Here is a 25,511-nt window from a genome sequence, read left to right as displayed (position 1 = left end):
TCTTGTATAAACCATTAAAAAGTAAGCTAAATGCGGCTTAAAAATAGAATTTCATCAGGAAAGGTTTGTTTTGAAGAAATATTTCCGTAATTTCGCAAAGTCGAAAGACATTAATGAACGAAATTGTATAACCAAAACAAACTTCAAATGAAAAAGCATAATTTCAATGCAGGACCTTCTATCCTTCCTCGTGAGGTGATTGAGAATACGGCACAGGCTATTCTTGATTTCAATGGCTCAGGCCTCTCACTGATGGAAATCAGCCACCGTGCCAAAGACTTCCAACCCGTTGTGGACGAAGCTGTGGCATTATTCAAAGAATTGCTCAATATCCCCGAAGGATATTCGGTACTGTTCTTGGGCGGTGGTGCCAGTTTGGAATTCTGCATGGTACCCTTCAACTTCCTTGAAAAGAAAGCTGCTTACCTGAATACGGGTGTATGGGCCAAAAAAGCCATGAAAGAAGCTAAGGCATTCGGTGAAGTAGTTGAAGTCGCTTCTTCCGCTGAATCTACTTATACTTATATTCCGAAGGACTATACAGTGCCTGCTGATGCAGACTATTTCCACATCACTACCAACAATACAATCTACGGTACGGAACTGAAAGAGGATTTGGACGTAAACGTTCCGATGGTGGCCGATATGTCTTCTGATATTTTCTCCCGTCCTATCGACGTGTCCAAATATATCTGTATCTATGGTGGTGCGCAGAAGAATCTGGCTCCTTCCGGTGTTACATTCGTCATCGTGAAGAATGACGCGCTGGGTAAGGTATCTCGCTATATTCCGACCATGTTGAACTATCAGACGCATGTGGATAGCGGTTCCATGTTCAATACTCCTCCCGTTGTCCCTATCTATGCAGCCCTGCAGACATTGCGTTGGATTAAGGCAGAGGGCGGCGTGAAGGAAATGGAACGCCGTGCCATCGAAAAGGCCGATATGCTGTATGCTGAAATTGACCGTAACAAAATGTTTGTGGGTACGGCTGCCAAAGAAGACCGTTCGCGCATGAACATCTGCTTTGTGATGGCTCCCGAATACAAGGAATTGGAAGCTGACTTCTTGAAGTTCGCTACCGAAAGAGGTATGGTAGGTATCAAGGGACACCGTTCTGTAGGTGGATTCCGTGCATCCTGCTACAATGCCATGCCGAAGGAAAGTGTGCAGGCTCTGATTGACTGCATGCAGGAATTTGAGAAACTTCATTAATAATATTGTTTTTCACCACAGATTACGCAGATTTGCACAGATTGTTTTTATGATTAAACTCTGTGATAATCTGTGTCATCTGTGGTGAGTCTTTTTAATATCATGAAATTATGAAAGTATTAGTTGCAACAGACAAACCGTTTGCCAAAGTGGCAGTAGACGGTATCCGTAAAGAAATAGAAGCAGCAGGTTACGAACTCGTGCTGCTGGAAAAATATGGTGAAAAAGCCAAGCTGCTGGAGGCTGTGAAAGATGCCAACGCTATCATTATCCGCAGTGACATCATTGATGCTGAAGTGCTGGATGCCGCCAAGGAACTGAAGATTGTGGTGCGTGCCGGTGCTGGTTATGACAATGTGGACTTGGAAGCAGCTACTGCCCACAATGTATGTGTAATGAATACTCCGGGGCAGAACTCCAATGCTGTGGCCGAGTTGGCTTTCGGCTTGATGGTGATGGCTGTCCGTAATATGTATAACGGTACTTCCGGTACGGAACTGATGGGTAAGAAGCTGGGTATCCATGCTTATGGTAACGTAGGCCGCAACGTAGCCCGTATTGCCAAAGGCTTCGGTATGGAGATTTATGCGTTCGACGCTTTCTGCCCGAAAGAAGTAATCGAGAAGGATGGAGTGAAGGCTGTGGGTTCTGCTGAAGAGCTTTACTCTACTTGCGACGTCGTTTCCCTGCATATTCCTGCAACTGCCGAAACGAAGAATTCCATCAATTATGCATTGGTGAACAAGATGCCGAAAGGCGGACTGCTGGTGAACACAGCCCGTAAGGAAGTCATCAATGAAGCCGAGTTGATTCAGCTGATGGAAGAGCGTACCGACTTGAAATACATGACCGACATTATGCCTGCTGCCAATGAAACATTTGCAGCCAAGTTTGCCGGACGTTATTTCTCTACACCGAAAAAGATGGGGGCCCAGACTGCCGAAGCCAATATCAACGCAGGTATTGCCGCTGCCAAGCAGATTGTAGGCTTCCTGAAAGACGGTTGCGAGAAGTTCCGCGTAAACAAGTAATATTTTTAGTAGGCGCGGATTACGCGGATTTCACGGAGTTTTTATTTTCCGTACAGTTCCGTGTAATCTGCGCCTAAGTATTCCATTAAAACATCTAATTACCATGGCAATCATTAAACCTTTCAAAGGAGTCCGTCCTCCCCAAGACTTAGTAGAACAAGTAGCTTCCCGCCCGTATGATGTACTCAATTCAGAGGAAGCCCGCATAGAAGCGGAAGGTAATGAAAAATCCCTATATCATATTATCAAGCCGGAAATAGATTTTCCCGTCGGTACGGATGAGCATGACGAACGTGTTTATCAGAAAGCTGCAGAGAACTTTCGTATGTTCCAAGAGAAAGGCTGGCTGGTGCAGGATGATAAAGAAAACTATTACGTCTATGCCCAGACCATGAACGGCAAGACACAGTACGGTCTTGTTGTCGGTGCCTATGTTCCCGATTATATGAACGGCGTTATCAAGAAGCACGAGTTGACTCGTCGTGATAAAGAGGAGGACCGTATGAAGCATGTCCGCGTGAACAATGCCAACATTGAGCCCGTATTCTTTGCCTATCCCGATAACGCTGCACTGGATGCCGTCATTTCCCGTTATACAGCGGGGAAACCGGTATACGACTTTATCGCTCCGGGTGATGGTTTCGGTCATACCTTCTGGATTATAGACAAGCAGGAGGACATTGATGCCATTACCCAAGAGTTTGCCCAAATGCCCGCCCTCTACATTGCCGATGGGCATCATCGCAGCGCCGCTGCCGCTTTGGTGGGTGCAGAGAAAGCCAAGCAAAACCCCAATCACCGTGGTGACGAAGAGTACAATTACTTCATGGCCGTGTGCTTCCCTGCCAACCAGTTGACTATTATTGACTATAACCGGGTGGTGAAGGACTTGAACGGCATGACTCCCGAAGAGTTCCTGGCCGCTGTGGGCAAGAATTTCATCGTGGAGGAGAAAGGTGAGGACATCTATAAGCCGTCCGGACTGCATAACTTCTCCCTCTATCTGGACGGAAAGTGGTACAGCCTTACTGCCAAACCGGGTACTTATAATGATAACGACCCCATTGGTGTACTGGATGTAACCATCTCCTCCAATCTGATACTGGATGAAGTGCTTGGCATCAAAGACCTCCGTTCCGACAAGCGTATCGACTTTGTAGGTGGCATCCGTGGTTTGGAAGAGTTGAAGAAGCGGGTGGACAGCGGTGAGATGAAAGTGGCATTGGCCCTCTATCCCGTTTCCATGAAGCAGCTGATGGACATCGCCGATACGGGCAACATCATGCCTCCCAAGACAACTTGGTTTGAGCCGAAGTTGCGTTCGGGGTTGGTGATTCATAAACTGGACTAAATGAATTGATATAAACTGAAACGGGGATGTCTTCCACTAAAAGACATCCCCGTTTTTTTCGGATTAAAACAGAATAATAAGGTTATTATGTAGAAAATGCCGACCTTTGCCGAAAAATTGAGAGTATACAATGAAGGTATTGATTCTTAACGGTAGTCCCCGTCGTCATGGCAACATGTCGAAAATGTTGGAGCTGATGAAGCAGGAACTTGAAGGCTGCGGAGTTGGAACAGTTTATATAGACGTTCCACAGTTGCAGGTACATCCCTGCATCGGTTGCATGAAGTGTCGCAGTTCATTGAAGTGTTGTCTGCCCGAGGATGGGGCACAGAGAGTGTTGCAGTCTATGAAAGAAGCCGATGCAGTGATAATCGGTGCCCCTTGCTATTGGGGAAACATGCCGGGAGAAGTGAAAGTGCTTTTCGACCGTATGGTTTACGGTATGATGGGGGAGAACTCCTGGGGAATGCCCCTTCCGCTTCATAAGGGCAAGAAAGCGATTGTGGTAAGCACTTGTACTACCCCTTATCCTTTCAATATTCTCTATAATCAGACGCACGGTGTGGTGAAAGCTTTCAGGGAGATTCTGAAATGGAGTGGTTTCAAGATTGTGAAAACCATTGAGAGGGGAGGTACTAAGAAGCATCCTGAGCTGACGGAAAAGGATATGCGGAACTGCAAGAAAGCAGTGCACAAATTATTGTAAAGTATTGAAAAAGTCAATATGAGTAGAAAAGAAGAATATAAATTGCAGAACGAACAGTTTCTGGAGCAGTTGCGTACGGCAGAAGGAATCAAGGAATTGCCTTGCGGCATACTTTATCGGGTATTGGAGGAAGGCAGAGACGGTCCGACACCACGTCTCAACAGTGTAGTATCTGTGCATTATAAAGGCACGCTTATTAATGGGCGTGAGTTCGATAATTCGTGGAAACGGAATTGTCCGGAGGCTTTTCGTCTGAATGAAGTGATTGAGGGCTGGCAGATTGCCTTGCTACGAATGCATCCCGGAAGTCGTTGGATTGTATATATCCCTTACACCATGGGATACGGTACACGTACCAGTGGACCCATTCCGGCGTATTCCACACTGATATTTGAAGTGGAATTACTAAATATCTCGTGACACTGCTGAACAATTTGCTTTTTTATCTTGTTCTCATATAAGAATTTAGAAAAACTCAATAGGTATGAATATAGATAAGAAAGCAGGGCATATTGACCCGAAAGTAGCATTGTCCCAGGCAGAACATGAAAAGGGAACAGTACCCGGACAACAGATTGGCCTTTACGGTAATGCAGACAAGAGAGATGTTCGTCAGGTCGTAAAGATTCTGAATCCTGACAAAAACAGTATGGAGAGCAGAGGTTAACCCTCTGCTTTTTTTATTACATGCCTCTTTCTTCGTCGAGTCCAGATGGTTTGTTGGAGGGTTTTGTATCTTTGTACCCGGAAATGAAACTCTTAAAAACAAAAGCAGGATGCTACGGAAAGGAGACCTCACTCAAGGAGGCATAACCGGTACTTTATTGCATTTTACCCTACCCATGCTGGTAGGGTCTTTTTTGCAGCAATGCTACAACATTGCAGATACGCTCATTGTAGGCCAATGCATTGGTGCAGGGGCGTTGGCGGCGGTCGGTTCGGCATACACACTGATGGTTTTCCTTATATCCGTTTTGCTGGGACTGGCGATGGGCAGTGGCACTGTGTTCTCTTTACATTATGGTGCCGGAAACCATGTAGCACTGCGTCGTAGCATATTCAGTTCGTTTGCACTAATAGGTATCGTGACACTGATACTGAATGTAGTCGTTTTTATCTGGCTCGATCCTATTCTCCGGCTGTTGCAGGTTCCGCAAGACATATACGGCATGATGCGCAGCTACTTGTGGATAATCTTCTGCGGTATAGTTTTCACCTTTATCTATAACTTCTACGCATCTCTGCTGCGTGCAGTAGGGGATTCTGTCACTCCGCTTTGGTTTCTGGCAGTTTCTGTCGTTCTGAATATAGCGCTCGACTTGTTTTTTATCCTACAACTGGATTGGGGGATTCAGGGTGCGGCTGCGGCCACTGTCCTCGCTCAAGGAGTAGCTGCTCTGGGCATCATCATTTATACTTACAGAAGGCGTCCGGAACTGCGATGGCATCATGAAGACATGTGTTTTGACCGTACTTGCTTGAAGGAAATAGCTTCCTTCTCTACACTGACTTGCGTCCAACAGTCGGTGATGAATCTGGGAATCCTGATGGTACAGGGGCTTGTCAACAGCTTTGGAACAGCGGTAATGGCAGCTTTTGCGGCAGCTGTGAAGATTGACTCTTTCGCCTATATGCCCGTGCAGGAATTTGGGAATGCCTTTTCCACCTTTATTGCACAGAACTTCGGGGCCGGACGTTACGACCGTATCCACCGGGGTGTTCGCAGTGCATTTGTCACGGCTGTTGTTTTTTCGCTCCTTGTGTCCGTATTGGTTTTCATCTTTGCCAAACCGTTGATGCTTATCTTTGTCCGTCCGGACGAAACGGAGATTATTGCGGTGGGAGTGGCGTACCTACGCATCGAAGGTGCTTTCTACTGTGGCATCGGCATCTTGTTTTTGCTGTACGGATACTATCGGGCCATCCGTATGCCGGGCATGTCTGTTGTGCTGACCGTGCTGTCGCTGGGCACCCGTGTAGTTCTTTCTTACTGGCTTGCTTCGATACCTGAGATTGGGGTGACGGGCATCTGGTGGTCCATCCCCATCGGCTGGCTGATTGCCGATGTAGTCGGTATCTGGTGCTATCGGTATGTTAAAGGAGTTAGAGGGAGTTAAAAGAAAATCCGGCAAATTTGCTCCACTGTCCTTCGGATATTTTCTTGAGCAAATTCAGGCTGCATGGCCTGCTCCAAAGAGACGGGAGAGGGGGTAATGGAGAATACGCCCCGGAATCCGGCTGCATTCAGTATCCCGGCATCCTCTATCGCTCCTGCCAGCAGGATGACGGGAATATGTTGCCTTCTTGCTTCCTGCAAGATGCCCGAAGGTACTTTCCCCATAAGAGTCTGCCGGTCCGATTTCCCTTCTCCGGTGATGAGGAGGTCGGCATCCTTAATCTTTTCTGCAAAGTCCAGAGTTTCCAAAAGAAGCTCTATGCCGGGTTTCAACTGTGCATCCAGAAATGCGTAGAGACCGCCCCCCATACCGCCTGCCGCACCGGCACCGGGATGCAAGGATACGTCTTTGCCGGTAGTGCGGAATATGACGTCCGAAAGATGCTGCATAGCAACATCCAGTTCCTTCACCATATCCGCGTCTGCTCCTTTTTGGGGAGCGAATACGTGGGCTGCTCCATTGGGACCGAAGAAAGGATTGCGTACATCACACGCCGCCGTGAAACATGCCTTTTTCAGTGTGGGATGGGCAGAAGAGCTGTCTATGGAGCTGATTTCCGATAGAAGGGCACCGCATAGGGCGATGCCTTTTTCCATGCTTCCCACTTCGTGTCCTTCTTTATCGAAGAAACGGAATCCCAATGCTTGCAGCATTCCCAGACCGGCATCGTTCGTGGCGCTCCCTCCAAGTCCGATGACGAAACGGAGGCATCCCCGTTCCAAGGCATCGCGTATCAGTTCGCCCGTTCCGAAGGTGGTGGTTTTCATCGGATTCCTTTTGTCGGCAGGAACCAGTGGCAGGCCGCTGATGGCAGCCATTTCTACGAATGCGGTATTGCCGTCTCCGGAGATGCCGTAACTGGCATCGCACGGTTGCATCAACGGGTCGTGGGCACGGACGGTGATACGTTTTCCGTTACTGGCTGCAAGCAGGACGTCGAGCATGCCTTCTCCACCGTCGGCCACGGGGAGCACGATGGTCCGGCATTCGGGACATGCGGCATGTACCCCTTGGGCGGCAGCTTCTCCGGCTTCTGCCGAGGTGAGACATCCTTTGAAGGAATCGATGGCAATCACTATCTTTTTCATGAATTTGCTTTAATCTTTTTGGTGTGGTTTATTGATTTTTTTGATAAATCTGGCTGGATTCCCGGCTACCACAGTCATAGGAGGAACGTCTTTGGTCACTACACTGCCCGCTCCGATAATTGCGCCGTAGCCAATACGTACTCCGGGGAGGACGGTCGAATTGATTCCTATCCATACCTTATCCTCAATGGTAATCGGACGGCCATAGGTAGCGCTGCGATTCTCCGGATCGGGGTCGTGGTTGATTGTAATCAGATTGACTTTCGGTCCGATAAATACCTCATCGCCAATCGTTATGCCGCCGCGACCGAAGAAAGTGCAGCATTGCTGGATGAAGCACCCTTTTCCGATGGTGATAGGCTTACCGTAGTCGATGTAGAGTGGCGGCAGCACCGTTGTACTTTCTTCAAGCGGTTTACCGAGAATCTTGCCCATATATCCGTGTACCTCTTCGGGGGTGCGGTAACCCGTATTCATTTCTGTGGCAACCTTGATGGTAGCGAAAATGTCCTCAATTAATGCATTGTAGCCCGGCTCGTTGGGTGAAACCATCTCTCCCGATAAATCTTTTTCAAAAATACTTTTCATAATCGTTTGATTTAAATTGTTATACACTCTAATCATTTTTCGGGTACAAATGTAAGGAGGCTATGCTACAATGGCTTTGTTGTACGGTTCAATATGCTTTGCCGTGCAGTCCACGGATAGAAAAAGTTCCGCAATCTATGTGAGACTCACTTCCTGCTGTATGTCTTCTGTCGGAGGAATACCGTAGGTGGCTTTATAAGCTTTCGAGAAATGGGAGAGGTTCTTGAAACCTACTTCAAAACAGATTTCCGATACTTTGCGCCCTCCTTTCCGTATCAGCTCACGGGCGGCTTCGAGACGGCGCTGTATCAGCCATTCCCGTGGGGAGAGTGTGCTGCATTTTTTGAAATCGCGTTTAAACGTGGATAGGCTGCGGCCGGTATAATTGGCCATTTCTTCCATGGATATGTCGTTCATGTAATTGTGTTCCAGAAAGTCCAATATGTCTATTTTCCACGGGTCTGCAAAATCAAAAACGGAAGCATACAGGTTTTTACTCGTATTGAGCAACACGTATATCCCCTCCATCCTTTTCAGTTGCAGCAACTCCTCAGTCGGGTGGATGCTCGAATCGAAATAGGGTGTCATGGATTCGAACAGACTTACAATGTCGGGGCGGTTGGAAGGTAGCTTGTACAAGCTTATTTTATCTCGTTTGGCATCTTTAGGCAGGATGTCCCGGTTCAGCCTGCTGTAAAAGTCACGCAGGAATTTGGGAGTGAACATCAGGAAAATGGCTTTGAACTGCTCTCCATTCCAGGCTTGTTTGGTCATTTGCACACTAAAGTCCTTACGGATAAAGGCACAGTCTCCTTTATGCAGCCGAGTGATTTTGCCTCTTTCATCGATAACCATTTCACCGGAGTACATATATACCAGCACGTGCGAATGATTCCGGTGCGTGCAGCTTCTCCCTCCCTCGAAATACATTGCCAGGAAGAGGTCCGAATAGTGCAATGTCTTGATTCCGTCTGTCATTTTTTCTGTTTGATTATAAATCTGATTCTTCGTACAAAGATAACTCTTTTCGGCAGAAATCAGCTTGCTTATTTCTGCTGCTTTTGATTTTGCATTATCTTTAGATAAGATAAGCTGCACTTCAACATAACTTTTTTCATGCAAGCATGAAAGTTCTCTCTTCAGTTTGCATTATCTTTGCAGCATGAGCGAAGATACGTATAAAACCATCGTTGCCCCTTCCGAGGGCATTTACACTGAAAAGCGCAGCAAGTTCATTGCTATTGCCCTGCCGGTGCGTACAGTAGAGGAGGTGAAGGCGCATCTGGAAACTTACCAGAAGAAATATTACGACGCCCGCCACGTGTGCTACGCCTACATGCTGGGCCATGAGCGGAAGGACTTCCGTGCCAACGACAACGGCGAGCCATCGGGTACGGCAGGCAAGCCGATTCTGGGACAAATCAATTCCAACGAATTGACGGATATATTGATTATCGTAGTGCGTTATTTCGGAGGCATCAAATTGGGTACGAGCGGACTGATTGTAGCCTATAAAGCCGCCGCCGCCGAAGCCATTGCTGCCGCCACCGTTATTGAAAAGACCGTGGATGAGACGGTTACCTTCCTTTTCGAATATCCTTTCATGAACGATGTGATGCGAGTAGTGAAGGAGGAGGAGCCGGAAATCCTGGAACAGTCGTATGATATGGACTGCCGCATGACGCTCCGTATCCGCCAGTCCATGATGCCGAAGTTGCGGGCACGGTTGGAGAAAGTAGAAACATTGAGGTTTGAATAATACAACAAATGGGATAAGAGCCCCTTTCAATAGGGAAGTTGTTCGTTTCCTTTAACGGAACAAGTTGTTTTGTCCTTCGGAACAGACTGTTTTCTTTGCGGAAACGGCATCACTCCTTATGAAAGGCTGACTCCCTCCTTTAAACAAAAGAAAGTTTATGGCATTTAGTGCAACAAAAAGAGAACTGGGCGAGCTCTACACCTTCTTTCGCCTGCTGGCGGATGGAGCCGTGTCACTGGGTACACCGAAAGCTGAAAAAGACGAAACCCTGCGCTGGCCCGTTGCCTTGATACAGAGGGAAGAGCATGACGGTACGCGCCGTTACTATATCGAAGCGCAGGAAGTGCGCGTTGTCAGCGGAACTGCCGGGAAGGACGGTTCGTTTGTTCCGGGCGAGAAGGAGGAACTGCGTTTCCCCCGCGAAGACTTTGGTGATGCGGCAGAGTTGGTTCTGCATCTGCTGAAGAACGTTTCGGGCGAGGAAGTGGAAGTGTCCGAAGGTTTGGAAGCCTTTTTGGATGCTGTCAACATCTTCGACCTGGAAGCAAAGACGGAGGACCGTACCGACTTCTCCGTTGCCTTCTGGCATCCCGAAGCACCTCTAACGGGCTTCAATGTCCGTTGTCGTCTTACCCCGATGAATCCGTTGCTGGACGGAGGGCGCACGGCGAATCTGAAGCTGGAGCAAAGCGGTGTCAAGTTTGCCGTGCCCACGGTGAACAAGGTGAATGCCCTGCCGGAATCTCCTACGGAAGTGGCAGAACGCATGATGATGATTGAGCGACTGGGCGGCGTGCTGAAGTATGCCGACGTTGCCGACCGCGTGTTCCGCTGCAACTTGCTGATGATAGACCTCCACTTCCCCCGCATGCTTGCCGAGATGGTACGCTTGATGCACTTGGACGGCATCACCCGCATCAGCGAATTGACGGAGCGCATCAAGGAGATGAATCCGTTGAAGATAAAGGACGAGTTGATAAACAAGCACCGCTTCTACGAGTTCAAGATGAAGCAGTTCCTGCTGGCACTTGCCCTCGGCATGCGCCCTGCCAAAATTTATAACGGTACGGACTCTGCCGTCGAAGGCATCTTCCTGACGGACGGCAGCGGGCAGGTACTTTGCTACCACAAATCCCGTCCGCAGGTCTTTGCAGACTTCCTCTATCAGAATACGCGTTTGGAGAAAGGTGCCGTAGAGAAAGATAAATACGGCTTCTTGGAGCGCGAGAACGGCGTCTGGTACTTCAAGCTGAATGTAAAGATTGGGCTGGTGAAACGGTGAAACAGCCCCACTGAACACGTACTGATGTGCATTATCAACTATCAATTCTCAAATAAATAAATAAATGAACGAGACATTACAAACCATCAAGGCACGCCGCAGCGTCCGTGCCTATACGGAACAGCAAGTTTCCGCAGAAGATTTGAACCTTATCCTTGAGGCGGCTACCTATGCTCCCAGTGGTATGCATTTGGAGACGTGGCACTTTACCGCCATCCAGAATAAGGAGGTGCTGGAAGAGCTGAACGATAAAATCAAAGGTGCCTTTGCCAAGAGTGACGACCTCCATACACGGGAGCGTGGACACAGCCAGACTTATTGTTGCTACTATCATGCCCCCACGTTGGTCATTGTCTCCAATGAGCCGGACAAGTGGTGGGCCGGTATGGATTGTGCCTGCGCCTTGGAGAACATTTTTCTTGCAGCCAAGTCCCTCGGCATCGGTTCCTGCTGGATTAACCAGTTGGGGCAGACCTGCGACGACCCCGATGTCCGGGCTTTCTTGACAAAGCTGGGTGTACCCGAGAGCCATAAGGTATATGGCTGCGCAGCCCTGGGATATGCTCCCGCCGATGCTCCGGTGAAGGAGAAAAAGGTGAAGGAAGGTACGGTGACCATCATCCGCTAAACAGAGATACCCGCAGGAGAGGTGGCGGTCAGGTAATTAATCATACATGAAGCAAAATAACGTATAATTCCGCCACTCTCCGTTGGGCTTCCTCTTCACAGAGGAAATGGGTTATCGCTGCATATTGATGATGCCGCTGTCCGTATCACTGTTGTTCAGCCCCTTGTTGCCTGCCTTGTGCTTGCGTCCGAACTCGAATGTATAACCCACGCGCAGCACGACCATCTGTCCCGTCTCCCTGACGAATGTCTCGGAACGGAAAGGAGCCACTTTGCTGATTCTTTCTTTTCCCACTTTATAGTTATTGGTGAAGGGAAACATAATACCGATTCCCGCCTGAAGGTTCTGCCGGGTGTACATTGCCATGAATGCCGTCTGGTTTTCGTTCTTTTTAATGGTTTCGCCGAAGAAATTGTTCTGCACTTTCCGGAACTGCCCGAGCAGCGAGAAGTCTTTATATTGCACTTGCGCCATCACGCTGTAATAGAATTCATCGTACATATGGCTATAGTTCAGGCCTTCCGACCAACTGCGCGTATATCCTCCCGAAGCATAAAGCGTCAGGAAATCCTTCAGCCCGAACAGCGTAGCGCCGTTAATGCCGACCATCAGTTCCGCATTCAGGCTTTGGAACGACCGCTGGTTTTCATCTTTCAGTATCAGTTTGCCGTCCTCCACGAAGATGCTTTCCATGATGGGATTGTCATAATACTGGTGGCGCACGCTCAGATTGGCATTGAACTGCTTCTTCGAATAGCTGTAAGACAAGGAGTTCGTGAACTGTTGATACGTTTTCAGCAACGGGTTTCCGCGGACTATCTGTATCGTGTCCATCGCTTGCTCCACATCAGTCAGCGAGCCGAGCGACGGTATGGCAGGACTGATGTTGAACCGGTAGCGCAGGAATCCCGCCTTCTTCAGATTATAGCTCAACCGCACGGTGGGCGTGAAGGTATAGTAAGCATGGTCTTCCTCACTTTCCTTGAACCAGGCACGTGTCATTCCTACACTGCCCGCATAGCTGAAGTCCTTTACCTTGCCCTGCACCTCGAAGAAAGCGGATGTCTGCGACTGGTCCATCTTCGAAGTGGTAGGGTTGGAACCTTTATACTCATTCTCTGTCCGCATCTGATAGTGGCGGGCACCGCCGCTCAGCTTCACCTCCTTGAAGTTCTTTTCATAGATGGCTTCGCCAATGACGGAGCGCTTGTCACCGTCCACCAATGTCTGGATGTCCGCCAGCGGTGCGTTCTCGTCTTTGTACTCCTTGTATTTCCGGTTGTTCTTGGTATGGATGAGCGTTCCCGTTACATTCACCTGGATGCTCTGCTGATGGGGCAGGGTATGCTGGAAGTAAAGGTCGAGCGCCGGAGAGTAGCTGGATGTATGGTTGTTGACGTATGAATAGATGGACTCCGTGCTGCCCACTGCCCACATCTTGTTCAGCTCATTCTGGTAGGGGGCATTGCTGAGGTTGTTACGGAAAATGGCATTGAATACATATTTGTCCGCTTTCGTCAGATTGTACGTCAGATTCAGGTTGTTGATGAAGCTCAGGGAGGGAGACTCGTCTTCGATGCCTTCCTTGATGCGGTCGATGGTACGGTCGCCCAGATAGAAGGTTTCATGGGATTCGAGGCGGCTGTGATACTTGCCGTTCTTGTTGAAGTAGTCGATGCCCCATTCGGAGTTCTTGTAATTGAACTTCGCGCTCAGGAAATTCTCTCCCCATAGGGTGTGGGGCGAATCGGAGAGTTGGAAGTTCACAACACCGCCCGTTTCGCGGCGGCGCAGGATAATGTTGACTACGGCGCCCAGTTCATCGTCTCCGTACTGCTTGCCGGGGTCTTCGATGAACTCCACACGCAGTACGTCTTTGGCTCTGACGGCCGCTATCTCCTTGTCTGTCACTTTAATGCCGTTGATACGGGTTTGTACGGCCCCACCACCGCTGACGCTCATGCTGTTGCTCAGATTGTCCACTTGCAGACGGGCAATGCCGAGATTGTTCAGCAGGTCATAGGCACCGAACGAGCGTTTCAGCTGGCTTTCGGAAGGCAGGATGATTTGCCGGTCTACCCGCTGCAGCACATTGCTGGCGGATACCGTCACTTCACCGAGGCTTACGGCATCTTCCTGCAACTGTACATCGCCCAGGTCGAGGCTTTTATTCAGTTTCAGCAGTATGTTTTCACTTTGGAGGCCGATGAAGGAGATGGAAAGGCGGTAATCGCCTGCCTTGATTTTAGGGAGGGCGAACTTGCCTTGTGCATTCGAGGTTACTCCGGTCACCAAAGTAGAGTCTATGGTCCATAATGACACATTGGCGGCTATAACTGCCTCTTGCGAGGCGTCCGTGACGCGTCCTTTGATGGAGAGGCTCTGTGCCTGCGTACTGAGTACGGAGAGGGCAAGCAATAGTAAAAAAAGTTGGGTTTTCATAATCGTTTGTATTAGTCTGTTACTGTTGGATAGGGATGCAAAAGTCACTCTTCCCGTTAAGGGAAGATGCTGAAGCTTGTATATCAGTTGTTTATACTTTCCTCGTCTGTCCGATGAAAGTTAGGAATGCATGAAGGAATAAATCTCGTACATCAGTGTCGAAACTTTGACAATCGTAAGTCCGAAGAGGAGTCCGAAGGTAATCCATAATGCAGTCTTTGCGTATCTCTTCATGAACCGTCTTTTTTAAGTTTGTTATATCGTTCTGTTATTTCTTCTATACTGATGCCGAGCAGCTCCATGCTGCGGAACATGTCGGCAAGCTGGTTTTCAAAAAACTCTTTCTTCTGTATTCGCATCACTTTCTTCACCGCATCTTTGGAGAGGTAGAATCCCATTCCCCGTTCCGGGTAGATGATGCCCTCTGCCTGGAGGTATTCATAGGCCTTCAACACGGTACGCGAGTTCACTGCCAGTTGTGTGGAGAGCTCCCTCACGGATACCACCCGCTCTTCTGCCTGCCATTCGCGGGTGAGAATCTTGCTGAAACAGAAATCTACAATCTGCTGGTATATCGGTTTGTTGGTCTTGAAGTCCATAGGCTACAGTTGTTTTTCTTTGAGCAGGAAGTAGCTCGATACCCATGAACCGAGCAGCACACTGATGGGAGCCGCATAATTGCAGAAAGTCACGATGGCTTGTGCACCGGCCGACAACGGATAGTTGGTGTTGGGCCATGTGGCAATGTTGTCTATCCAGTATCCGTCCGCTCTGGCTTCGGGCATGAGGGAGGCCACAAAAGTTACAATTCCTATGCAGACGGCAATGGAGCCTACAAAGATGGTGAAACTTTTCAGCAGGACTTGCCGACTGAAGGCGAAGTAGCCGATGAAGGCGGAAGCATGCAGGATTGCATTGGTCAGTATCTGGGTGTTGTGTATCCGGAACATCGTGATGTGCGTTGCGAAATACTGCAGGAACTCGCTGCCGCTTAAGGACAGCAGACCTTTGAGGCAGGCTATCAGTAGACCGCAGAATAGGGGAAGCAGCAGCAGGTATTTTATCCAGATATGCAGGAACTTCTCGAATGCCGATGCCGGCAGCAGTATATCGAGAGTAGAGTTGCGTTTGCTGAAATTTGTTTCCAGCAGGCAGGGGGCAATGAGGATAAACCATAGTACGTAGCGGGAGAATTCGGTGGCAGAGGTATGTTTGCCGTAATAACTTCCACCGCGGTTTATGTCGTAGAGGATGCACAGGATGCAGATGAACGATACGACGGCTGCCGACCAAAGCAGGTGCCTGCCGGTCTCATTCCTTTTATATTGTTCCAGTAGCAGGAAGCGTTTCAGATTAAAAGTTGCGTTCATAGTTCTGTTTGTATGATGGATTTTCATTGAAACATGCTCTGTATCTTTTCCGGTTGTTGCAACACCGCTTTATACAGCAGCTCGATGTCCGGTGTGTTCTCTTCTCCGTCCTCGTTGGGGAGAATGGAGAAATGGCCCGACAAGTCTTGTTCGCTGTAAATGCTTTCTGCCGGCAGGATGTCCGTACGGGCAAAGAGAAGCCGGTTACTGATTTCGTCCAGCGAACGGTTCAGTAATATTTCGCCTTTGCCAAGGATGACGAGATGGTCCAGCAGATTCTCGAAGTCGTGCGCCTGATGGGTGGAGATGAGCAGCGTGCTTTCATCGTCCATGCTGCGGCTGATGATACGTTTCAAGGCTTGGCGGGAGGTGATGTCCAGCCCGTTTGTCGGTTCGTCGAGCAGGATGTATGGAGTATGCAGGGCAAAGGCGTATGCCAGCATTGCCTTCTTCTGTTGTCCGTAGGAGACGGAAGAGAGTTTTTGTTTCCGGTTGATTTTCAGCTCTTCCAGGTTCAGCTTGAATTCTTCCTGATTGAAATGTGGATAGAATACGGAATGGCGTGCAGCGAAGCTGGCGATGCTTTCGGTAGGCATCTGCAACTCTTCGGGCAGGAAGAAGTAACGGGCCAACCCTTCGGACTGTCTCTCTGCCGTGTTTCTTCCGTCTATGCTGCACTTTCCGTTTTTGGGAAAGAGTAGTCCGCAGATGAGATGCATCAGCGTCGTTTTGCCTACGCCGTTTTCTCCCAGAAGTCCATATATACCGTTTCCTATTTCCAAAGATATGTTGTTGAAAATAAGTGGATTGGACTTGTATCCGTAGCTTGTGTTCTCTATCGTTATCATAACTTTATTAGTGTTGTACTGATGTACAACACTGCAAACGTAGGGCAAGTTATGGAGAAAAGCAAGGGAAAGAGATACTTATTAACTTCTTTTAGCGGTTGTGCGCTTGCCGTTTGCTTACAGCATCTTCACCAGTATGTCCCATACAGCCACCATGTGGCAGGCTGAACCGCCCAATACAAAGAAATGGAAAACCGAGTGCATGTACCGTGCCTTGCGCAAGGAGTAGAAGGCGGCTCCCGTGATGTAGCATACCCCCTCGGCAATAATCCAGTAGCAGGCTGTGGGGGAGAGGGCGAAAAGCTGCTTGAATACTACCAGTACGGACAGCCCCATCAGGATGTAGCACACTGTTTCCACGTAACTGTGCTCCTCCATCTTACGGAAGCTGACAACAGTACCGATGATGGCGCATAGCCAGACGAAGCCGAAAAGTCCCCAGCTCCAACCGCCGTCCTCTCTCAATGCAATGAGTGTGATGGGGGAATAACTGCCTGCAATGTGCCAATAGATGGCTGCATGGTCCCAATGCCGCATGCGTCGTTTCCACGGATTATGATGTTTCAGGGAGTGGTAGAGTGTGGAGGCAAGATAGGAGCCGCCCATACCGAACAGATAGAGCCATACACCGAATGCTGCCCAAAGATTCTGTGCTTGGTAGCATTTTATCAGGAATAGTGTACTTACAATTACTCCCATGGCAATGCCGATGCCATGGGAGATGGAATTGATGGTTTCTTCTTTTTTACTATAAAATAGTCCGTTACGCTTTCTTTTCATCAGTCGAAGCATCCATAGCATGTGGGCAACAGTTTACGGTCTCCCAACGTATTATCCACGCGTGCCACGTTCACCCAGAACTTGTTTTCGCGTACGCTTTCTATCGGGTAGGCTGCCTTTTGGCGGGTATAGCTGTGCTCCCACGTATCGGCTACCACTTCGTATTCGGGATGCGGGGCATTCACCAGCACGTTGTCCGTCTTGTCGGCTTCGCCGTTCTTCACCTCTTGAATCTCGTCCCAGATGGTCAGCATCACCTGCACGAAGTTATCCAGTTCGGCAAGGCTTTCGCTCTCCGTCGGTTCAATCATCAGCGTGCCGTGTACCGGGAAGGAGAGGGTGGGGGCATGATAGCCGTAGTCCATCAGACGTTTGGCGATGTCGTTTTCGCTGATGCCCGTCTCTTCGTGCACCTTACGGCATTCCAATATCATTTCGTGTCCTACGAAGCCGGTAGCACCGCGGTAAACGATGCCGTATGTATCCTTGAGGCAGGCTGCCAGGTAGTTGGCGCTGAGGATGGCTATCTTTGTGGCCCGTGTCAGCCCTTCTGTTCCCATCATGCGGATATAGCCATAAGTAATGGGGAGGATACCTGCACTGCCGAAGGGGGCTCCGGACACCTGGTTGGCTGCATTGCCGAACAATTTGTGTCCCGGAAGGAACGGAACCAGATGCTCTGCCACACAGATGGGACCTACGCCCGGTCCGCCGCCGCCGTGAGGAGAGGCGAACGTCTTGTGCAGATTCAAGTGGCAGACATCCGCACCGATAAAGCCGGGATTCGTCAAGCCTACTTGGGCATTCATGTTGGCACCGTCCATATATACCTGCGCGCCGCAGGCGTGTATGATGTGGCAGATTTCCACAATTTCCGTTTCAAAGATACCGTGTGTGGAAGGGTAGGTAATCATCAGGGCGGCGAGGTCATCCTTGTTTTCTTCCGCTTTGGCGCGCAGGTCGGCCATATCCACGTTGCCTTGTGCGTCGCAGGCGCAGGTCACGGTGGTAAAGCCTGCCTGGATGGCGGATGCCGGGTTGGTGCCGTGTGCGGATGCAGGTATCAGTATTTTATTGCGGTGCCCTTGTCCTATACTTTCCAGATAGGCGCGGATGACGCGGAGTCCTGCATATTCGCCTGCCGCACCGGAGTTTGGTTGCAGGCTGACGCCGGCAAAGCCGGTAATTATTTTCAGCTCTTCACTGAGGTTGCTTATCAGTTCGCGGTAACCTTCGGCCTGGTCTTCGGGCACCAGGGGATGCATGTTCATGAATTCCGGACGGCTGAGCGGCAGCATCTCTGCGGCGGCATTCAGTTTCATGGTGCACGAGCCGAGGGAAATCATGGAGTGTGCCAGTGAGATGTCCTTACGATCGAGGCGCTTGATGTAGCGCATCATCTCCGTTTCCGTATGGTATTTGTTGAATACTTCGTGTGTCAGATAGGCACTTTGGCGCTTCATCTCCGCGCTGATGCTACTTGCCATGGGTACGTCGCTTGTCTTTTCCCAATCCCTTCCGGCGGCAATGGCAAAGATGGAGAGCAGTACATTGACGGCAGCTATATCCGTAGTTTCGTCAATGCTCATGCCTACATCTCCATTCTTGAAATAACGCAGGTTCACTTCCTTGCTTAGAGCGATGGTACGTATCTGCTGTGCCGAAATGGTGTCGGGCAGTGCAAAGCGGAGCGTGTCGAAATATTGTGCATTGACCTGCTTGTACCCCAGTCTGTTGATGCTCTTTTCCAGGAATACGGCAATGCTGTGGATGCGTTCCGCAATGGTGCGGATACCTTCCGGACCATGATATACGGCATAAAAGCCTGCCATTGTAGCCAGCAGTGCCTGCGCGGTACAGATGTTGGAAGTCGCCTTTTCACGCTTGATGTGCTGCTCGCGGGTTTGCAGCGCCATGCGGTAGCACAGCTTGCCGTATTTGTCTTTCGACCAGCCGATGATGCGTCCCGGCATATTGCGCTTGTACTCGTCGCGGGTGGCAAAGTAGGCTGCCGACGGCCCGCCGTAGAACATCGGTGTACCGAGCCGTTGTGTGGTTCCGAAGACGATGTCAGCTCCCCATTCTCCCGGAGGGGTGAGCAGGGCGAGGCTCAGAATGTCGGCGGCAACGGCCACTTTGCAGTTGGCCGCATGGGCTTTTTCCACGAAGGCGCGATAATCTTCCACGTTGCCGGTAGCGTTGGGATATTGCAGTACGCAGGCGAAGATGTCCGGCGTGAATTCCATTTCATGGTATTTTCCTATACGCAGCTCGATACCTTGCGGAATGGCGCGGGTAGTCATTACTGCCAGTGTCTGCGGGAAGACGGCTTCGTCAACAAATACCACGTTGGCGCCCGATTTCTGCATGTCGCGCGGACGCAGGGCGTACATCATCGTCACGGCTTCGGCTGCGGCAGTCGCTTCATCCAGCAGGGAGCAGTTGGCAAGGGGCATGCCGGTGAGGTCGCATACGGCAGTCTGGAAGTTCATCAGGGCTTCCAGGCGTCCTTGTGAGACTTCGGTCTGATAGGGGGTATAGGAAGTGTACCAAACGGGGTTCTCGAATACATTCCGTTGGATAACGGCAGGAGTGATGGTATTGTACCATCCCATACCGATATAGGTTGTGTAAAGTTTGTTTTTGGCAGCCAGTCCTGTAATATGCTGTCCGAATTCATACTCCGTCATTGTCTTGGGCAGAGCCAGCGGTTCTTTCAGGCGGATGTTGGCAGGAATGGTTTTATCAATCAGCTCGTCCAGGCTTTTCACTCCTATTTTTTGGAGCATCTTTTCCTCGTCTTTTTCGCTGATGCCGATGTGGCGGTAGGCCAATAGGTCGTTTTTCATGGCTGTAATGATTTAAAAGTTTGCTGTATATTTACCGGAAGAACGGATTCTCCGCTTTTTCTATTCCTATGGTAGTCGGTGCTCCGTGTCCGGGATAGACAATCGTGTCGTTGGGCAGGATGAACAGACGGCTGCAAATATGCTCTATCAGTTCGTCGAAGTTGCCGCCGGCAAGGTCGGCACGGCCGATGCTGCCTTGAAACAGCACATCCCCCGAGAACATGCAGTGGTCTGCCGCGCAATAGTACACCAGGCTGCCTGGCGAGTGTCCCGGCACATGGATGGCTTCCAGTTCTGTATTGCCGAAGGTGATGATGTCTCCATCGTGCAGATAAGTGCCCAGGGGCACGGGGGCTTCCTGCAGTTGGAAGCCGAACATGCGGCTTTGTTTCGGCGCTTCGTCAATCCAGAACTCATCGGCCTGGTTGGCTTCGGCCTTCAGACCGAACTCTTTCAGCATGAAAGGATTGCCGAAGATATGGTCCAGATGCAGATGGGTATTCAGCAGATGTTTCACATTCAGCCCATTCTTGATGATGAAGTTTTTCAAGGCCTGCTTTTCTTCCTCATAAAAACAGCCCGGGTCAATGACGACCGCTTCATTGGTTTCGTCCCAAAGCACATAACAGTTCTCCGGGAACATATTAAATTCGAATCTCTTTATTTTCATATTATGTATTTAGATTTATCCCCCTACATATACTACTTTCTTTGTCTCGAAGAACTCCTCTTCAAAGAACTCCTTCAGGTCCCACAGCGTGGTCTTGTTCTTGACGGGCATGGTTTCATTTCCCAATTCGCCCCCCTTGAGGCAAATCAGTCCGTTGGGCAATGCATTCTGCTGTTTGGAGGAGATGTTCTTGCGGATAATCTTCAGTAGGTCTGTCAGCGGCATCACGGCACGGCTCACCACAAAGTCGAACTTCCCTTTTTCCTCTTCTGCGCGGGCATGACGGAAGGTGACGTTTTTCAGCCCGATACTGTTGGCTATTTCGGAGGCTACGCGTACTTTCTTTCCGATGCTGTCCACCAGATGGAAGTATACTTCGGGGAAAAGGATGGCAAGCGGGATTCCCGGAAAGCCTCCTCCCGTGCCGAGGTCCATAATCTGTGTCCCCGGCCTGAAGCGGATTACCTTGGCTATGCCCAGAGAATGCAGCACATGGTGTTCGTACAAGTTCTCTATATCTTTGCGTGAAATGACATTAATCTTAGAGTTCCAGTCCAGATAGAGGTCGTAGAGTGCGGCAAACTGCCGTTTCTGTTCTTCCGTCAGGTCCGGGAAATATTTGAGTATTAAATCCATTGTGAATTTTATGTTGATAGACAATTGATTACAGTTCCTATTCGCCGTCTGTTTTTATAGCGCTGCTTAATACAATGAATTTACCGTTCATCAGAGGGGCTATGTCCTCATAAGACAACGTGATTTTGGTTGCTCCCATTACGTATGGGGCAATTTCATATACATTATAATAGAAGGTGATTCCCGTTGGGTCCAGGTAGAAATTCTCGATAGGCTCCAGGTCACCGGTGGTGGCGTAACCCATGTCCTCCAGCTCTTGGCGGGTGCTGACGTTGTTGTCTGCCATCAGCTGTTTCCAAAGCAAGTCGGTCAGCGCTTCCTTATAGTCGCCTTCAAAGAGGTCGTCCAGGCGGATGGGGCTTAGGGTCTTTAGGTCGAGGTTGAGGAAGGTGGACATATAGATGCCGTGTGCGCCGCCGGTATATTCGTTGTAATCTATACGGTAGGTCAGTACTAAGGTATTGCACAACTGCACATGGCTTTCGATTCCTTTATAATAGGAATACCAGGCTCCTATGCTCTGCTCGTCCTGTTTGTCCTCCTCGTCTTTCTTGTACATCGGCTCCAGGTCATTGCGGTAGTCGCCGACATATTTCTCCGTATATTTCTTGACAGCTTCTTCGGGTGTCATCGCCATGTACTTGTCGCCGAAGCAGGCAGAGAGGAAGAAGGCGTTCAGACTGTCTTTCAGCCTCACGTCGGATGACTGGCTGGCGTAGGCAACGTTGAGGATGAGGTTGCAGGCCGGCTTGGCTGTGTCTCCGAAGAGATGTACGGTTTCGTTTACTTGTATACTGTCGAACTCCAACGCGTATGCGTTTTTGTTCACGGTGTTACCGCAGGAAAAGAAAAAGCCGCTTGCCGCAAGCAGAAGGACAAGTAGGCTGACAGTTTGCTTTTTCATATTGAGTTTCGTTTATAAATCAACATATCAATCAAAAAACTTTATCGACAAATATAGAACTTATTAACGAACTGCACACATAAAAAAGGAAAAATTAATTCCGGCAAACGGTTAAAACTTTCTATCTTTGCAGCGCTTATGAAGGAACTCCGTTACATACTGGCTGTACTCTTTTCCTCCCTTATCATTATAAGCGGAGTGGGGATTTCTGTAGTTCAGTATTGCTGTGCCGGATGCGAGACGACACAAAGTTGCTGCACCTCCGGCTGTTCCAAATGCCATAATGCACATCGTGCCTCACGGCAAACATGCAAGGATACCGGCTGTACAGCCGTCTACTACAAGGTGGATTTCGTGAAGCATGCACACGAGTCTGTTTCGTTCGTGCCATTCCTTACACTGTTTTGCGAGCAACTGCCGCTGTTTGATCACTCCTTGCCGCAGGTGGCTTGTACTCCGAGAGTTGTTTCAGGAGCACCGCCATATGTCGTCGGCTCGCGTCATTATCTGGCGCTCTATTCCACGCTTCTCATTTAGTGTTGTTTTATACGGGGCAATGACATGAATTGTCCGGAGGGAACTGTTTGTTTTTTAATCACTTCTTTAAGTATAAAACAGAAATGAAATATAGTTTGATAGCCATTCTTCTGTTCTCTTTCACCGCCTTGCAGGCGCAGGTAAAGGGAACGGTAAAGGATAATTTGGGCGACCCGATTGCGGGTGCCAACCTCTTCTGGCAGGGAACCACTCAAGGCACCACCACTTCGGCGGACGGTACTTTCTCCTTGTCCAAACCCAATGACAAGCATATGCTTGTAGTCAGCTTTATCGGTTTTGAGAACGATACGATACACGTCAGTAACCGCAATGAGACGCTCGACATTGTCTTGCGCGAAGGGGTGGAACTGAGCGAGGTGAATGTGGTCAGCCGTAAGTTGGGCACCATGAAGCTGCGCAACAGTGTGATGAATGAAGATATGATAAGCAGCGCCGAGTTGAGTCGTGCCGCCTGCTGTAACCTGGGAGAGAGTTTTGTGACCAATCCCTCGGTGGACGTCACCTACTCTGACGCCGCCACCGGTGCCAAGCAAATCAAGCTTCTCGGCTTGTCCGGTACGTATGTGCAGATGATGACGGAGAATATCCCCAACTACCGCGGCTCTGCCGCCCCCTACGGACTGGGTTATGTACCCGGGCCATGGATGCAGAGTATTCAGGTGAGCAAGGGCAGTTCATCCGTGAAGAACGGCTATGAGGCCATCACGGGACAAATCAATGTGGAATTCAAGAAACCCCAGTTGCCCGAAGCCGATTGGTTTTCCGCCAACCTCTTTGCCAGCAGCACCAACCGTTATGAAGCCAATGCCGATGCCACGGTGAAACTCTCCAAACGTTGGAGCACCTCTTTGCTGGCGCATTACGAGAATGAGACCAAAGCTCACGACAGCAACGACGACGGCTTTGCCGACATCCCCCGTGTGGAGCAGTACAACCTCTGGAACCGCTGGGCATACATGGGCGACCGCTACGTCTTCCAGGCAGGCATCAAAGTGCTTACGGAAGACCGCAACAGCGGGCAAGTCAGCCATGGCAAAACGTCCCTGGCAGACCCTTATAAGATAAGTATAGGTACCGACCGCTACGAAGCCTTCACCAAGAACGCCTATATATTCAATAAGGAGAAGAACACCAACCTGGCATTGATCCTTTCCGGCTCCCTGCACAAGCAGGATGCCTTGTACGGACGGAAAATCTACGATGTGGACCAGCACAACGCTTATGCCTCCTTGCTGTTCGAGACGGAACTGACCAAGCGTCAAAGCCTTTCTGCCGGACTGAGCTTCAACTATGACTCCTACGACCAGCACTATCGCCTGGACAATGACGCCGCACAGCCTTTGACGAAGAAATTCACCAAAGAAGCCGTCCCCGGCGCCTACGTGCAGTACACCTACAACTGGGACGATAAACTGGTGCTGATGGGTGGTATCCGCGGCGACCATAGCAGTGAGTACGGCTATTTCGTCACTCCGCGTTTCCATGTGAAGTACAATCCCAACGAGTATGTACATTTCCGTCTTTCGGCAGGAAAGGGATACCGCACAAACCATGTGCTGGCCGAGAATAACTACCTGCTGGCAAGCAGCCGCCGGATAGACATCGCCAAACGTCTTGACCAGGATGAGGCCTGGAACTATGGCGCAAGCGCTTCCGCCTATATTCCCTTGTTCGGCAAAACCTTGAACCTGAATGCGGAATACTATTACACGGATTTCCGCAAGCAGGTGGTGGTGGATATGGATACGGACCCGCATGCCGTTCTGTTCTACAACCTTCACGGCCGTTCCTATTCGCAGGTAGTGCAGGTGGAGGCAAGCTATCCGTTCTTCCCGGGTTTCACCTTTACCGCGGCTTACCGTTGGACGGATGCCAAAACGAATTACAACGGAGAGCTGATGGAGAAACCCCTTACCAGCAAGTATAAAGGTTTGCTGACGGCTTCTTATCAGACACCTTTGGGATTGTGGCAGTTTGATGTGACTTTGCAACTGAACGGTGGCGGGCGCATGCCGGCTCCATACGAACTGACAGACGGCAACTGGTCGTGGGAAAGGCGCTATGGCGGCTTCGAGCAGTTGAGTGCCCAGGTGACGCGCTATTTCCGTCGCTGGTCTATATACGTCGGTGGCGAGAACCTGACAAACTTCAAGCAGAAAAACCCCATCATTGATGCTTCCAATCCCTGGGGAAGCAACTTTGACGCTACGATGGTGTGGGGACCGATGCATGGGGCAAAAGCCTATGTAGGTGTCCGTTTTAACTTGCCGAGAATATAATATTATTTATTAAATCAATAGCGAAACAATGAAAACAAGAAGATTTTTAATGACTTTGGCAGTTGTACTCTTCTGTGCATCTGCCGCAATGGCGAAAGACATCCGTACAGCCGTGTTCAAGGTAGCACAGATGAAGTGTGAGAACTGTGTAAGGAAGATAAACAATAACATCCGTTTTGAGAAGGGACTGAAGGACTTCCACACAGACCTGAAGACAAAGACGGTAACCATCACGTATGATGCCGACAAGACCAATGTGGAAAAGTTGAAAGAAGGTTTCCAAAAGTTCCATTATGAAGCGGAGTTTGTCAAGGAAACCAAGCAGGACGATAAGAAGTAATTGAACAAAC

Annotated in this window: 25 protein-coding genes; 13 read left to right on the top strand and 12 right to left on the bottom strand. The window is 49.6% G+C overall.

The features are described from left to right. The first annotated feature begins 147 nt into the window (after positions 1-147). The 7 genes from serC to DWX62_RS09395 all read left to right on the top strand — a co-directional run bounded on the left by serC (position 148) and on the right by DWX62_RS09395 (position 6,420). Positions 148-1,215: a 3-phosphoserine/phosphohydroxythreonine transaminase gene (serC, locus tag DWX62_RS09425; RefSeq protein ID WP_005828105.1), complete on the top strand. Its 1,068-nt coding sequence runs from the start codon at positions 148-150 to the stop codon at positions 1,213-1,215. Positions 1,216-1,325: 110 nt separating this feature from the next. Further along, the gene (locus DWX62_RS09420) at positions 1,326-2,246 is read left to right on the top strand and encodes an NAD(P)-dependent oxidoreductase (protein WP_005828107.1); all 921 of its coding nucleotides are present in this window, start codon (positions 1,326-1,328) and stop codon (positions 2,244-2,246) included. A gap of 103 nt (positions 2,247-2,349) precedes the next feature. Next, positions 2,350-3,597, top strand: a complete 1,248-nt coding sequence (locus DWX62_RS09415; RefSeq protein ID WP_117879011.1) for a DUF1015 domain-containing protein — start codon at positions 2,350-2,352, stop codon at positions 3,595-3,597. Positions 3,598-3,727: 130 nt separating this feature from the next. Then, a complete protein-coding gene (locus DWX62_RS09410; RefSeq protein ID WP_005828115.1) occupies positions 3,728-4,303 on the top strand; it encodes a flavodoxin family protein in 576 nt (191 codons plus the stop codon). 18 nt (positions 4,304-4,321) lie between these two features. Further along, on the top strand, positions 4,322-4,723 hold the full coding sequence (locus DWX62_RS09405) for an FKBP-type peptidyl-prolyl cis-trans isomerase (RefSeq protein WP_008663162.1): 402 nt from the start codon (positions 4,322-4,324) through the stop codon (positions 4,721-4,723). A 64-nt stretch (positions 4,724-4,787) separates the two neighbouring features. Beyond that, positions 4,788-4,970 (top strand): hypothetical protein, encoded by a 183-nt coding sequence (locus tag DWX62_RS09400; protein WP_005828120.1) that lies wholly within the window; start codon positions 4,788-4,790, stop codon positions 4,968-4,970. Between the two features lie 109 nt (positions 4,971-5,079). After that, on the top strand, positions 5,080-6,420 hold the full coding sequence (locus DWX62_RS09395) for an MATE family efflux transporter (protein ID WP_035448203.1): 1,341 nt from the start codon (positions 5,080-5,082) through the stop codon (positions 6,418-6,420). Here the strand turns inward: DWX62_RS09395 and DWX62_RS09390 are convergent. The 3 genes from DWX62_RS09390 to DWX62_RS09380 all read right to left on the bottom strand — a co-directional run bounded on the left by DWX62_RS09390 (position 6,417) and on the right by DWX62_RS09380 (position 9,134). Beyond that, positions 6,417-7,568, bottom strand: a complete 1,152-nt coding sequence (locus tag DWX62_RS09390) for a glycerate kinase (RefSeq protein ID WP_035448204.1) — start codon at positions 7,566-7,568, stop codon at positions 6,417-6,419. The two genes, DWX62_RS09395 and DWX62_RS09390, sit on opposite strands and share 4 nt — an antisense overlap. A gap of 9 nt (positions 7,569-7,577) precedes the next feature. Then, positions 7,578-8,156 carry a sugar O-acetyltransferase gene (locus DWX62_RS09385; RefSeq protein WP_035448206.1) on the bottom strand — a complete coding sequence of 193 codons (579 nt, stop codon included), beginning with the start codon at positions 8,154-8,156 and terminating at the stop codon, positions 7,578-7,580. 135 nt (positions 8,157-8,291) lie between these two features. Beyond that, positions 8,292-9,134 (bottom strand): AraC family transcriptional regulator, encoded by an 843-nt coding sequence (locus DWX62_RS09380; protein ID WP_035449226.1) that lies wholly within the window; start codon positions 9,132-9,134, stop codon positions 8,292-8,294. 184 nt (positions 9,135-9,318) lie between these two features. Here DWX62_RS09380 and DWX62_RS09375 point away from each other — a divergent pair, with 184 nt between their 5' ends. The 3 genes from DWX62_RS09375 (at position 9,319) to DWX62_RS09365 (ending at position 11,825) form a co-directional block, all read left to right on the top strand. Continuing rightward, positions 9,319-9,915 carry a YigZ family protein gene (locus tag DWX62_RS09375; RefSeq protein ID WP_005837654.1) on the top strand — a complete coding sequence of 199 codons (597 nt, stop codon included), beginning with the start codon at positions 9,319-9,321 and terminating at the stop codon, positions 9,913-9,915. 157 nt (positions 9,916-10,072) lie between these two features. Next, positions 10,073-11,197, top strand: coding sequence for an HpaII family restriction endonuclease (locus tag DWX62_RS09370; RefSeq protein WP_005836324.1), 1,125 nt, complete (start codon positions 10,073-10,075; stop codon positions 11,195-11,197). A 64-nt stretch (positions 11,198-11,261) separates the two neighbouring features. After that, a complete protein-coding gene (locus DWX62_RS09365; RefSeq protein ID WP_005828141.1) occupies positions 11,262-11,825 on the top strand; it encodes a nitroreductase in 564 nt (187 codons plus the stop codon). Between the two features lie 111 nt (positions 11,826-11,936). Here DWX62_RS09365 and DWX62_RS09360 read toward each other — a convergent pair whose 3' ends face one another. The 9 genes from DWX62_RS09360 to DWX62_RS09320 form a co-directional block, all read right to left on the bottom strand. Beyond that, positions 11,937-14,267 carry a carboxypeptidase-like regulatory domain-containing protein gene (locus tag DWX62_RS09360; protein WP_120172775.1) on the bottom strand — a complete coding sequence of 777 codons (2,331 nt, stop codon included), beginning with the start codon at positions 14,265-14,267 and terminating at the stop codon, positions 11,937-11,939. A 230-nt stretch (positions 14,268-14,497) separates the two neighbouring features. Continuing rightward, positions 14,498-14,866, bottom strand: a complete 369-nt coding sequence (locus tag DWX62_RS09355) for a GntR family transcriptional regulator (RefSeq protein WP_005836330.1) — start codon at positions 14,864-14,866, stop codon at positions 14,498-14,500. A 3-nt stretch (positions 14,867-14,869) separates the two neighbouring features. Continuing rightward, a complete protein-coding gene (locus DWX62_RS09350; RefSeq protein ID WP_005836332.1) occupies positions 14,870-15,664 on the bottom strand; it encodes a hypothetical protein in 795 nt (264 codons plus the stop codon). Continuing rightward, positions 15,661-16,485, bottom strand: coding sequence for an ABC transporter ATP-binding protein (locus DWX62_RS09345; RefSeq protein ID WP_009036898.1), 825 nt, complete (start codon positions 16,483-16,485; stop codon positions 15,661-15,663). Before DWX62_RS09345 ends, DWX62_RS09350 begins: the two co-directional genes overlap by 4 nt. Before the next feature lie 117 nt (positions 16,486-16,602). Then, positions 16,603-17,286 (bottom strand): hemolysin III family protein, encoded by a 684-nt coding sequence (locus DWX62_RS09340; protein ID WP_120172774.1) that lies wholly within the window; start codon positions 17,284-17,286, stop codon positions 16,603-16,605. Beyond that, positions 17,265-20,114, bottom strand: coding sequence for an aminomethyl-transferring glycine dehydrogenase (gene gcvP / locus DWX62_RS09335; protein WP_120172773.1), 2,850 nt, complete (start codon positions 20,112-20,114; stop codon positions 17,265-17,267). The genes DWX62_RS09340 and gcvP overlap by 22 nt, the downstream gene beginning before the upstream one ends. A 31-nt stretch (positions 20,115-20,145) precedes the next feature. Then, positions 20,146-20,784: an MBL fold metallo-hydrolase gene (locus tag DWX62_RS09330; RefSeq protein WP_005828155.1), complete on the bottom strand. Its 639-nt coding sequence runs from the start codon at positions 20,782-20,784 to the stop codon at positions 20,146-20,148. 15 nt (positions 20,785-20,799) lie between these two features. Next, positions 20,800-21,420 (bottom strand): 16S rRNA (guanine(527)-N(7))-methyltransferase RsmG, encoded by a 621-nt coding sequence (rsmG, locus tag DWX62_RS09325; RefSeq protein ID WP_008663183.1) that lies wholly within the window; start codon positions 21,418-21,420, stop codon positions 20,800-20,802. 37 nt (positions 21,421-21,457) lie between these two features. Beyond that, complete coding sequence (locus DWX62_RS09320) at positions 21,458-22,324, bottom strand: DUF3298 and DUF4163 domain-containing protein (RefSeq protein WP_008663184.1); 867 nt, start codon at positions 22,322-22,324, stop codon at positions 21,458-21,460. 138 nt (positions 22,325-22,462) lie between these two features. On the opposite strand from DWX62_RS09320, the gene DWX62_RS09315 reads away from it, so the two are divergent. From DWX62_RS09315 to DWX62_RS09305, 3 genes are all read left to right on the top strand, one after another. Further along, positions 22,463-22,861, top strand: coding sequence for a hypothetical protein (locus tag DWX62_RS09315; RefSeq protein WP_034532772.1), 399 nt, complete (start codon positions 22,463-22,465; stop codon positions 22,859-22,861). A gap of 83 nt (positions 22,862-22,944) precedes the next feature. After that, a complete protein-coding gene (locus tag DWX62_RS09310; RefSeq protein ID WP_008663185.1) occupies positions 22,945-25,161 on the top strand; it encodes a TonB-dependent receptor in 2,217 nt (738 codons plus the stop codon). A gap of 28 nt (positions 25,162-25,189) precedes the next feature. Beyond that, the gene (locus DWX62_RS09305; RefSeq protein ID WP_035457917.1) at positions 25,190-25,501 is read left to right on the top strand and encodes a heavy-metal-associated domain-containing protein; all 312 of its coding nucleotides are present in this window, start codon (positions 25,190-25,192) and stop codon (positions 25,499-25,501) included. Positions 25,502-25,511: the final 10 nt, after the last annotated feature.

Origin of the sequence: Bacteroides sp. AF20-13LB (assembly GCF_003603065.1) — a bacterium.
Lineage (GTDB): Bacteria > Bacteroidota > Bacteroidia > Bacteroidales > Bacteroidaceae > Bacteroides > Bacteroides uniformis.
Note: the sequence above shows the minus strand (reverse complement) of the source record. Positions and strands in the feature narration are given on the sequence as shown.

Excerpts from the sequence above, each read along its gene's own strand:
- DWX62_RS09415 (WP_117879011.1), top strand. The coding sequence starts at position 2,350 with ATGGCAATCATTAAACCTTTCAAAGGAGTCCGTCCTCCCCAAGACTTA.
- DWX62_RS09340 (WP_120172774.1), bottom strand. The coding sequence starts at position 17,286 with ATGCTATGGATGCTTCGACTGATGAAAAGAAAGCGTAACGGACTATTT.
- DWX62_RS09420 (WP_005828107.1), top strand. The coding sequence starts at position 1,326 with ATGAAAGTATTAGTTGCAACAGACAAACCGTTTGCCAAAGTGGCAGTA.
- DWX62_RS09310 (WP_008663185.1), top strand. The coding sequence starts at position 22,945 with ATGAAATATAGTTTGATAGCCATTCTTCTGTTCTCTTTCACCGCCTTG.
- DWX62_RS09315 (WP_034532772.1), top strand. The coding sequence starts at position 22,463 with ATGAAGGAACTCCGTTACATACTGGCTGTACTCTTTTCCTCCCTTATC.
- DWX62_RS09305 (WP_035457917.1), top strand. The coding sequence starts at position 25,190 with ATGAAAACAAGAAGATTTTTAATGACTTTGGCAGTTGTACTCTTCTGT.
- DWX62_RS09390 (WP_035448204.1), bottom strand. The coding sequence starts at position 7,568 with ATGAAAAAGATAGTGATTGCCATCGATTCCTTCAAAGGATGTCTCACC.
- DWX62_RS09350 (WP_005836332.1), bottom strand. The coding sequence starts at position 15,664 with ATGAAAATCCATCATACAAACAGAACTATGAACGCAACTTTTAATCTG.
- DWX62_RS09385 (WP_035448206.1), bottom strand. The coding sequence starts at position 8,156 with ATGAAAAGTATTTTTGAAAAAGATTTATCGGGAGAGATGGTTTCACCC.
- DWX62_RS09395 (WP_035448203.1), top strand. The coding sequence starts at position 5,080 with ATGCTACGGAAAGGAGACCTCACTCAAGGAGGCATAACCGGTACTTTA.
- DWX62_RS09330 (WP_005828155.1), bottom strand. The coding sequence starts at position 20,784 with ATGAAAATAAAGAGATTCGAATTTAATATGTTCCCGGAGAACTGTTAT.
- DWX62_RS09410 (WP_005828115.1), top strand. The coding sequence starts at position 3,728 with ATGAAGGTATTGATTCTTAACGGTAGTCCCCGTCGTCATGGCAACATG.
- DWX62_RS09400 (WP_005828120.1), top strand. The coding sequence starts at position 4,788 with ATGAATATAGATAAGAAAGCAGGGCATATTGACCCGAAAGTAGCATTG.
- DWX62_RS09405 (WP_008663162.1), top strand. The coding sequence starts at position 4,322 with ATGAGTAGAAAAGAAGAATATAAATTGCAGAACGAACAGTTTCTGGAG.
- DWX62_RS09370 (WP_005836324.1), top strand. The coding sequence starts at position 10,073 with ATGGCATTTAGTGCAACAAAAAGAGAACTGGGCGAGCTCTACACCTTC.
- serC (WP_005828105.1), top strand. The coding sequence starts at position 148 with ATGAAAAAGCATAATTTCAATGCAGGACCTTCTATCCTTCCTCGTGAG.
- rsmG (WP_008663183.1), bottom strand. The coding sequence starts at position 21,420 with ATGGATTTAATACTCAAATATTTCCCGGACCTGACGGAAGAACAGAAA.
- DWX62_RS09360 (WP_120172775.1), bottom strand. The coding sequence starts at position 14,267 with ATGAAAACCCAACTTTTTTTACTATTGCTTGCCCTCTCCGTACTCAGT.
- DWX62_RS09345 (WP_009036898.1), bottom strand. The coding sequence starts at position 16,485 with ATGATAACGATAGAGAACACAAGCTACGGATACAAGTCCAATCCACTT.
- DWX62_RS09380 (WP_035449226.1), bottom strand. The coding sequence starts at position 9,134 with ATGACAGACGGAATCAAGACATTGCACTATTCGGACCTCTTCCTGGCA.
- DWX62_RS09375 (WP_005837654.1), top strand. The coding sequence starts at position 9,319 with ATGAGCGAAGATACGTATAAAACCATCGTTGCCCCTTCCGAGGGCATT.
- DWX62_RS09320 (WP_008663184.1), bottom strand. The coding sequence starts at position 22,324 with ATGAAAAAGCAAACTGTCAGCCTACTTGTCCTTCTGCTTGCGGCAAGC.
- gcvP (WP_120172773.1), bottom strand. The coding sequence starts at position 20,114 with ATGAAAAACGACCTATTGGCCTACCGCCACATCGGCATCAGCGAAAAA.
- DWX62_RS09355 (WP_005836330.1), bottom strand. The coding sequence starts at position 14,866 with ATGGACTTCAAGACCAACAAACCGATATACCAGCAGATTGTAGATTTC.
- DWX62_RS09365 (WP_005828141.1), top strand. The coding sequence starts at position 11,262 with ATGAACGAGACATTACAAACCATCAAGGCACGCCGCAGCGTCCGTGCC.